The organism is Rhodococcus sp. IC4_135, from assembly GCF_011602025.1.
In the GTDB taxonomy this organism is placed as follows: domain Bacteria; phylum Actinomycetota; class Actinomycetes; order Mycobacteriales; family Mycobacteriaceae; genus Rhodococcus_F; species Rhodococcus_F baikonurensis.
In genome coordinates, this window is sequence record NZ_JAAOLG010000075.1 from 1 (window position 1) to 7,178 (window position 7,178).

The window sequence follows — 7,178 nt, forward strand, 5'->3', positions numbered from 1 at the left end:
CCGGCCGCGCCGGCGACAGCGCTGCCTGCGGACGCTGCCCGACTTCCGACTTCCGCCAGGGCGTCGACGACGCTGGGACTCTCGTGGTCGGTCCATCCCATGACCTGGCTGCCACGTGCCTGCGCGAAGTCGTCGAGGTCGTTCTTGAGTTTGACGATGTCGTGTTTGAGATTGTGGGCGGCGCCCCACCGGAATCCGTCGAGTCGGTGCATTTTTGCAAAGTTCGACAGTTCCGACCGCGCGTGCAGCAACAGTTCGCCGTCGCGTTCGAAATGCTCTGCCAGCACTGTGCGTGCGTCGTCGAGCACCACCTGCAGATGCTGCGGCTCGGTGGCCTGCACGCGCGCGATCCGCAACCGCTGCCACAGATAGAGCGACTGCTCACCGACCACCAACAGGTGCAGGGATTCGCCGAGCCGGTTCTCTTCGATTGCTCGGCGGAGATAGTCGGCGCGATCCTGGACCGGGCGAGTGGCATCGAACCCGGCCAAGGTGCGTTTGACGTGTTCTCGGAGGCGTTCGATGGTCACATTCAGGGTGGGCCGGAGTCCGGCAACAGATTCCCAGTCTGCGGTCGGCAGTGTTCCGTGTTCGTCGAGAGTGGTGACGAGCCGATCCAAGGTTGTGAAATGACCGACCACGTCACCGACTCGGGACGCTTGGGCGAGGGCGAGGAGTTGTTCGACTTTACCGTCGACGCGGGCGATCGATTCGTTCACCGACGCGATGGCCACCGAGAGGGCGAGCTGCACCGCGATGAGTTGGAAGGACAGTGCTTGGGTGGGGCCGAGGGACACTTTCTGCCATTGCAGTTGCTGACGGAACTTCCCTGCTTGGTCGACGACGGTCATTCGGAAGAACCCGCTGTCACCCGGCAACGCTTTGTACGTCTTCAATGCCTGGACGCTGTCCGGGGACAACCGCACGAACTGACCGGCCTGGGCGGCAATAGATTTCGCTCCGACGGCAGCGGCGGCGACATTGGCCATCGAGGTTGTGCTGACGCCGGAAACATCGAGTGCCTCGCCGGCGAGATCGGTCAGGCGCGCGAGGTAGCCGGCTACGACCTCCGGGTCCCCGGCAACGAGAATGCCTTCCGGCTCGACGGAGACAGCGAGTTCGCTGCCAGGGCCGGCGCCCTCGAACAGGTCCATTGCAGCAGTGCCTGGTCGAGTGGGCTCTGATAATGAACTGTTCGACGAGGGTGTCTCGTTCATCGATGTCCGCTTTCTGCTGGTGTGGTGGTTTCCGGTGGAAAGCATCCTGGCGATGTCGGTGATGGCGGCGTCGAATCGTTCCCGTCCGCCGGCCGAGTTCAAGCCACGATCGGAGCAATGAGGAATGTTTCCCGGAACGACATACACGTCGCGTTCGATGCCGGCGCGCTCCCACCCGTCCCGTGCGGCGACACCCAACAACAGCACTATCTCCAAATTCGGGCACAACGCGACGAACTCTCGGGTCCACTGAGCCGAGCGGGCACGTTCGGCCGGGGTCGAACCACCGTTCTTGACCCCGGAGACAGGGAACGGGACGACATTCCAATGCACCACGTCCGACCACGAAATACCGGCGCGGGCATACGCTTCGCGACAGTTGCGTGCAGTGCGGTCGTTGTTGTCGAGACTGAGCAGACCCGACCCGGTCCCGGCCTCAGCTTTCGTGGAGGGGTTGTCCAGCAGAACAAGAACTCGCGCATCGATTCCACCGAGATCCGGATCCACGTAGGGCACGTGTCCGTGGGGGAGCCCGACAGAGTCGGCGATACGGTCCGCGAGCGAATTCAACGCCGCCACATGAGTGTCGCGAATACGGTTCTTCTTCTCGACAACTACCGTGGGGTCGGCGTTGCGTCCGTTACTCATGATGGTGAGTATTCATGGTCGTCGTACTCCTCGAAACAGGCGCCCAGCAGATAACTCGTCCACCGGCCAGAGTTTATGAACATGCTGTGGCAATCGCTCCGATGACAATCACCAAGAAGACAACGAAACCGATGAATTCCACCACTCCTTCAGCGGGTGAACCCTTTTTCGCAGCACTCATCTGAACCTCACTCCTGTCGTTTTCCCCGCGAAGCTCGGACACGATCAACGCAGATGCGACTCGCAGTCTCATCGCCCTGTTTCACAGCAAGAGTGGCACGGCCCGCCGACATGTTCCGTTGGCGGAGAATCGCTGAACTCAGAAGGTCAGGCGTGTAGTTGGTCGCTCCGCAGCTAGCGCTCAGCTCTGTTGGTTCACAGGTCGGCCGGATTCGAATCGCCAGATCGCATGATCGAGATGGGTGACGTTGTGGCCGCATTTTTCGGCGACCGCTTTCACGAGCATCGCGGCATCGGTTGCGCTCACATTCTCCGCGACCGCTCCGATCGCGTCGGCGACGTAGCGGATGACCATGCGATCAGCTTTCACACCGGGAGTACCAGCGAGCATCAGGAAGTAGTTCCAGGTGATCCCGGAACGCTGGCCAGGTACCCGCGCCCAGGCTTTCTTCGCGCTCGCGAGATCGTCGGCGTCGGCGGCGCGGAGGTCGTCGGTGCTGTCGATTCCCAGCTCACGCAGCCGCCCGGCAGCCTCATGAATAGCCGCAGCCTTGAGCGGAGCACCTTTGGTCGTCGAGGTCGGTTTGCGGTTGTTCGTCATCTCGGCCCACTCCTTCGGGCCGCCGAGTTCGTCGAAAGTCTCCAACAGGGCGCCGGCATTGTCGGTGTCGGCATCACCGCCCTGCGCCTGCCGGAAGTCGATGTAATGCCTCAGGACGTTTTTGACGGAGTTGTAGTGTGCGCCGGTGGACGCGATCGAGTCGATGATGCACAGAGCAAGGCTGCGCGGGTAGCCATCCGGGCGGAACCACAGATCAGAATCGCCGAGGTCGGCGTTGCAGCGCTTCGCGAGGAGTTCAAGCCGATCATCTGATGGCGTGGGCATGTGTGTCCTCTGATCTGTGCTTCGTGTAGGGTCTCGCTGCCGATGACATTTCGAGACGCCGTGACATGCGCGTTCATGTCGGGTCTCACGGTATGGCCACCGCGATCTGTCTCAACCTGATGACATTTCTTCATCGGACACTGTGCCCACACCAGCTGCCTGTCCCGTGTTTTCGCGTTGGTTCCGAGTAGCCGACCGCGAGATCCCGTTTGTTCGGACTGCCCCGTTTGACGCCCGTTTGACGCCCCGAAGGCAAAATCAGTGGACGGGGCTATCGGGTTTGTACTGGTCGGCGAGTTTCGATCAAGGGCCGGTTTCAGGACGTGCCGGTGCGGGTTCGGCAGACGGTACATCGCAAACCTCGTCGGCGCTTTTGAGTTGGGACGCATGTTTCGCCGGGCCGCGATCATCGCGCCTCGTTCGACCGACTCCGCGTTTCCTCGATGCGTTGCCGCTGTCGGACCCCGTACGCCGCCTCTTTGACGGCGGCGTCGTCCTCGAGACCCGAACCGAGGGCCCCACCGATGGTGGCGATGGACGCCAGCAGCCAGGTGAGCGTGAGGTAGTCGGAGAAGTTCACCCCGTGCCCGAGAACACTGGACAGCAGTTCCGAGGGAAGAGCGAGACACGCAGTGAACAGCAGCAGAGAGAATAGGGCCACGTACAGGACGACGACGCCGATGACCAGGGTGACTACGGTCGCGGTGTTGTACAGCACCGATCGATCGCGTTCCGCCGGCGACTTCGGCCGCTCCCAGAGTTCGTGGTCGAGGATCAGCCAGAGAATGATCGCCACGATCGACAAAATCATCGCCACACTCATACGCCATGGCCCCATCGTGTCGGCGAACAACCAGATCGTGTTGGTGGCCAGCGCGATCGCACCCGTGGCGAAGGCGCCGACGAGGACCTTCGACAGTCCGGTGACCAGTCGCCACGGCCGGTTGGCGCGCACCATCCCCGACAACAGTCGCAGTCGCCGCAGTCCAGAGGGCGCGAATTACCGGATGCCGTCCTTGGTGTGCGCAGACGGAAACCGTCGCGCCGCGCCGGGCGTGAGTTCCGGTTCACCGAGTATGCGGGTGATCGCGAGTTCGGTGATGGTGCGGACGCGGCGCTCGATGTGGATGCCGCCCACTCCGGCGACCGAGATGAGCGCGAATTTGTGGTCGGCGCTGACATCGGCCACCACCGGGAGGGTGTCCTCGCGGCGCGGCAGATCGGTGAGGTATACGACGATGTCTTCCTCTTCGGAGGACGGATCGACCGTGTCGATGATATCGGCGAAATCCGCTTGCTCGTCGGGGAGGTACGGTTTGCGGCGCACGCACGTCGTCCACCGGCGCTCGAGCCGGCCAGGGCTGCGCAGGCGTTGCGGCAGGTACTCCGCGATGCGTTCCGCGAGAGCCGCAGGCGTGCCCGGATCCGCGATGAACAGCACCGAGACCTGCTCACCGTCCGCACCGGATTGCCCTCCCTGCAGGTGCTCATTCGCATCCACCGCCTTCACATACCCCCTCCCGCACTACACTTCTCCACGTCGAGCACATCCGGATCGAACAACCACGCCCGGCGATAGCCGGCGAGGAACCGCACATTCTCCAGCTCGATCGGAGGCGGCTCGCTCCACACCTCGTACTGCCATCCCCGCGCGGTCAACACCAACCTGGTCCACTCGCACGTAAACGCCACCGTGTTCGACGCCGACAGCTCCAGCCGCGATTCGTAGATCACATGATCGGACTCGGTCGCAGTCCAATAGGTACCCGAATAATGCTGCTGACCTCCATACCAGCGAAAAGTCCGCCACAGCGCGGAGGCAACGACATCATCGACCGCGACCTCATCCAGTGGTCGGATCTCCTCGGCGCCGTCGCCTACGTGGCGGCGCGACAGCTGCGCCGTACCCAGATTCGATGACCCGGCACGTGGTTTCGCCGACCCAGCGACCGTAGCGTTCCCCATCGCGGCATCTCCCCGCATCGGAAGTACTCGGTTGGATCATCCACCCGCTATCCGCTCCCACCACGCAGCCACGCCGAGACAATCTCACCCAGATGGCCAACTGGCCACCGAGTGGCGATCTCGCGTGAAATTTGGCCACTTCTAGGGTCTCGAGACCTGTGGCATTGTGAGCCGCCGCGACCTGCGGACGTGTTGCTCGTCTCCGGCATGGCCAGAGCAATCTGTCTGAACTCCCTGGCATTTCCTCAGCCAATTACGAAGCGAGACGGGCCGTGCCGGTGCTCTGCCGCGATCAGGATGGCTGACACCACGTCAGGAGTGGTTGGAGACCCGGTAAGCGGATCCATGACCGGACATCGCCTGGAGGGAATCACGGCAGAGGACCCTGGCCGCTCTCGATCCGCTGCTTCCGCAGCGTGACCTCGTCGTTCAAAATTTTGGCCAGCGCCGCCCGCAACGTGCCGGCGGGCCGTAGCACCGATCGCGTCCACGCCCGTTTCGGACGCTCCAGGCATCGTCGTTCAGCTGGCGGGGCGGTCTGTCACGGTGACCGATATCTGCTGGATCTTGCCGCCGCGGAGCACGGTCAAATCCACTCGATCGCCCGGGTCGACGGCACGGAGCGCCGCGATGAAGTCCTCCGCCGACTCGGTGTCGTGGCCGTTGACCGCGGTGATGACATCGCCGGGCCGGATACCCGCGGTCGCAGCCGGACCGAGCGGGACGACCTCGAGGACGACGACACCGTCGGTGCGGTCGACCGCCAATTGTTCGGCGATCTGCGGTGTCAGCGTGCCGGGCTGAATGCCGACGTACGCATGCTGGGCGGTTCCCGAGGCCAGCAGTTGATCTGCGACGTCGACGACATCCGCCGCGGGGATGGCGAAACCCAGAGCCACCGCACCCGCCGACGGGGGAATGTAGGCCTGGCTCATCCCCACGACCCGCCCTTGTCCGTCGATCAGCGCACCCCCGGAGTTACCCGGCGAGATCGCGGCGTCGGTCTGAATCAGGTCGACCAGCGGCGCCCCGGTGGAGGCCGACCCGGGGATCTGACGGTGCAATCCGGAGATGATGCCCGAGGTGACTGTGGCCTCGAACCCCAGTGGACTGCCCACGACTACGGCGAGCGCGCCGACCTCTGGCAGTGCTGTCTCGAACGTCGCCGCAGTCAGATCGGTGCGGTCCGCGTGAAGGACCGCGACGTCGGTCACGCGATCGACGGCCCGCACGTTCGCGGACACCTGTTGCCCGTCCGCAATGCCACACTCACCTGCCGGGCACCCTCGACCACGTGGGCGTTGGTGACGATGGTGCCGTCGGTCTTGTAGACGATGCCGCTGCCCACACCGGACCCGGTGAGCACCGTGACGACCGAGGCCTCCACCTGCCGGACCAGTGCCGGCAGGTCCACGGCAGGCCCGGCTGGGGGCGTCGAGGTGGTGGGAGCCGAGGCGCCGCACCCGCGAGGAGGGGGACCGCGATCGCGACCAGCGGCACCCAGATCGAGGAACGTACGGTCGACGGAACGCGCATCAGCGACCGGTTCCGTACGACATCGGTCTCCTACATGCACCTACTGCGAGTGGGCCCACCAGATCAACATACCCCTGTCTCCTCCCGTGGTCCGCGACTCCCGACCCGCGTCACATGCTCATAGAAATCTACATCGACGATTGCGGTGCGCGTGCCTCAGCTGCTGCGGCGACGAGTCGTATATTGTTGTACTACTTTTATTTTCAAGACCGATATGCCTGTTTCGGCCCGATTCGCATGCCGTACTGTGCAGCCGAGCCTGCGCCTACCGGTTCGGCGTCCGGTCGGGCAGTCAACCGGTTGAGCTCACGAACGGCCCAACCGCAGGAATCGGACTTTAGTGACTTCACTGTACGAGCTGATCCGACAGCTGGAAGAAGAGGATTCGTCACTGGTTTTCTTCTGCACCAAGCGATTAGGAACAGCCGCTGGGTCCTGATCCTCTACGTGAGGGTGAAGACTCTCACCCATTTCTTTCGGCTGCTAGGGTCTTGGTAGCGGGAGTTCTACTCCGAAACCCCAGTCCATCGACGCCGAGGGGGCGTGATGTCAGAGTCCAGTGGCGGAACCTCCGCCGTAAGTCCACACCCACCTGCACGCCAGGTGATTGCGACATTCAACACCTATGCCGACGCCGAGAGCGCCGTCGACTACCTCTCCGACCAGCATTTCACGGTAGACAAACTGGCCATCGTCGGTCGCGACATCGAGCTGGTCGAGCAGATCGTCGGCCGATTGAACTACGG

General features: G+C 63.3%; 5 protein-coding genes and 2 pseudogenes. 1 reads left to right on the forward strand and 6 read right to left on the reverse strand.

The genetic code is table 11. The features are described from left to right. Window positions 1-1,265: 1,265 nt before the first annotated feature. From G8767_RS34680 to G8767_RS36180, 6 genes and pseudogenes are all read right to left on the reverse strand, one after another. Window positions 1,266-1,865: pseudogene (locus tag G8767_RS34680) on the reverse strand (uracil-DNA glycosylase); the annotation flags it as partial. A 361-nt stretch (window positions 1,866-2,226) separates the two neighbouring features. Then, window positions 2,227-2,931 carry a heme peroxidase gene (locus G8767_RS34685; protein WP_166814184.1) on the reverse strand — a complete coding sequence of 235 codons (705 nt, stop codon included), beginning with the start codon at window positions 2,929-2,931 and terminating at the stop codon, window positions 2,227-2,229. A gap of 406 nt (window positions 2,932-3,337) precedes the next feature. Next, window positions 3,338-4,432 (reverse strand): annotated as a pseudogene (locus G8767_RS34690) (hypothetical protein). Window positions 4,433-4,437: 5 nt separating this feature from the next. Then, window positions 4,438-4,896 carry a hypothetical protein gene (locus G8767_RS36165; RefSeq protein ID WP_240952998.1) on the reverse strand — a complete coding sequence of 153 codons (459 nt, stop codon included), beginning with the start codon at window positions 4,894-4,896 and terminating at the stop codon, window positions 4,438-4,440. A 521-nt stretch (window positions 4,897-5,417) separates the two neighbouring features. After that, the gene (locus tag G8767_RS36670) at window positions 5,418-6,140 is read right to left on the reverse strand and encodes a trypsin-like peptidase domain-containing protein (protein WP_346843067.1); all 723 of its coding nucleotides are present in this window, start codon (window positions 6,138-6,140) and stop codon (window positions 5,418-5,420) included. After that, window positions 6,107-6,472, reverse strand: coding sequence for a hypothetical protein (locus G8767_RS36180; RefSeq protein ID WP_240952999.1), 366 nt, complete (start codon window positions 6,470-6,472; stop codon window positions 6,107-6,109). The genes G8767_RS36670 and G8767_RS36180 overlap by 34 nt, the downstream gene beginning before the upstream one ends. Window positions 6,473-6,978: 506 nt before the next feature. Here G8767_RS36180 and G8767_RS34705 point away from each other — a divergent pair. Then, window positions 6,979-7,178, forward strand: a 200-nt coding sequence (locus G8767_RS34705) for a general stress protein (protein ID WP_346843068.1), incomplete at its 3' end; no start/stop codon positions are given.

Excerpts from the sequence above, each read along its gene's own strand:
- G8767_RS36165 (WP_240952998.1), bottom strand. The coding sequence starts at position 4,896 with ATGGGGAACGCTACGGTCGCTGGGTCGGCGAAACCACGTGCCGGGTCA.
- G8767_RS34685 (WP_166814184.1), bottom strand. The coding sequence starts at position 2,931 with ATGCCCACGCCATCAGATGATCGGCTTGAACTCCTCGCGAAGCGCTGC.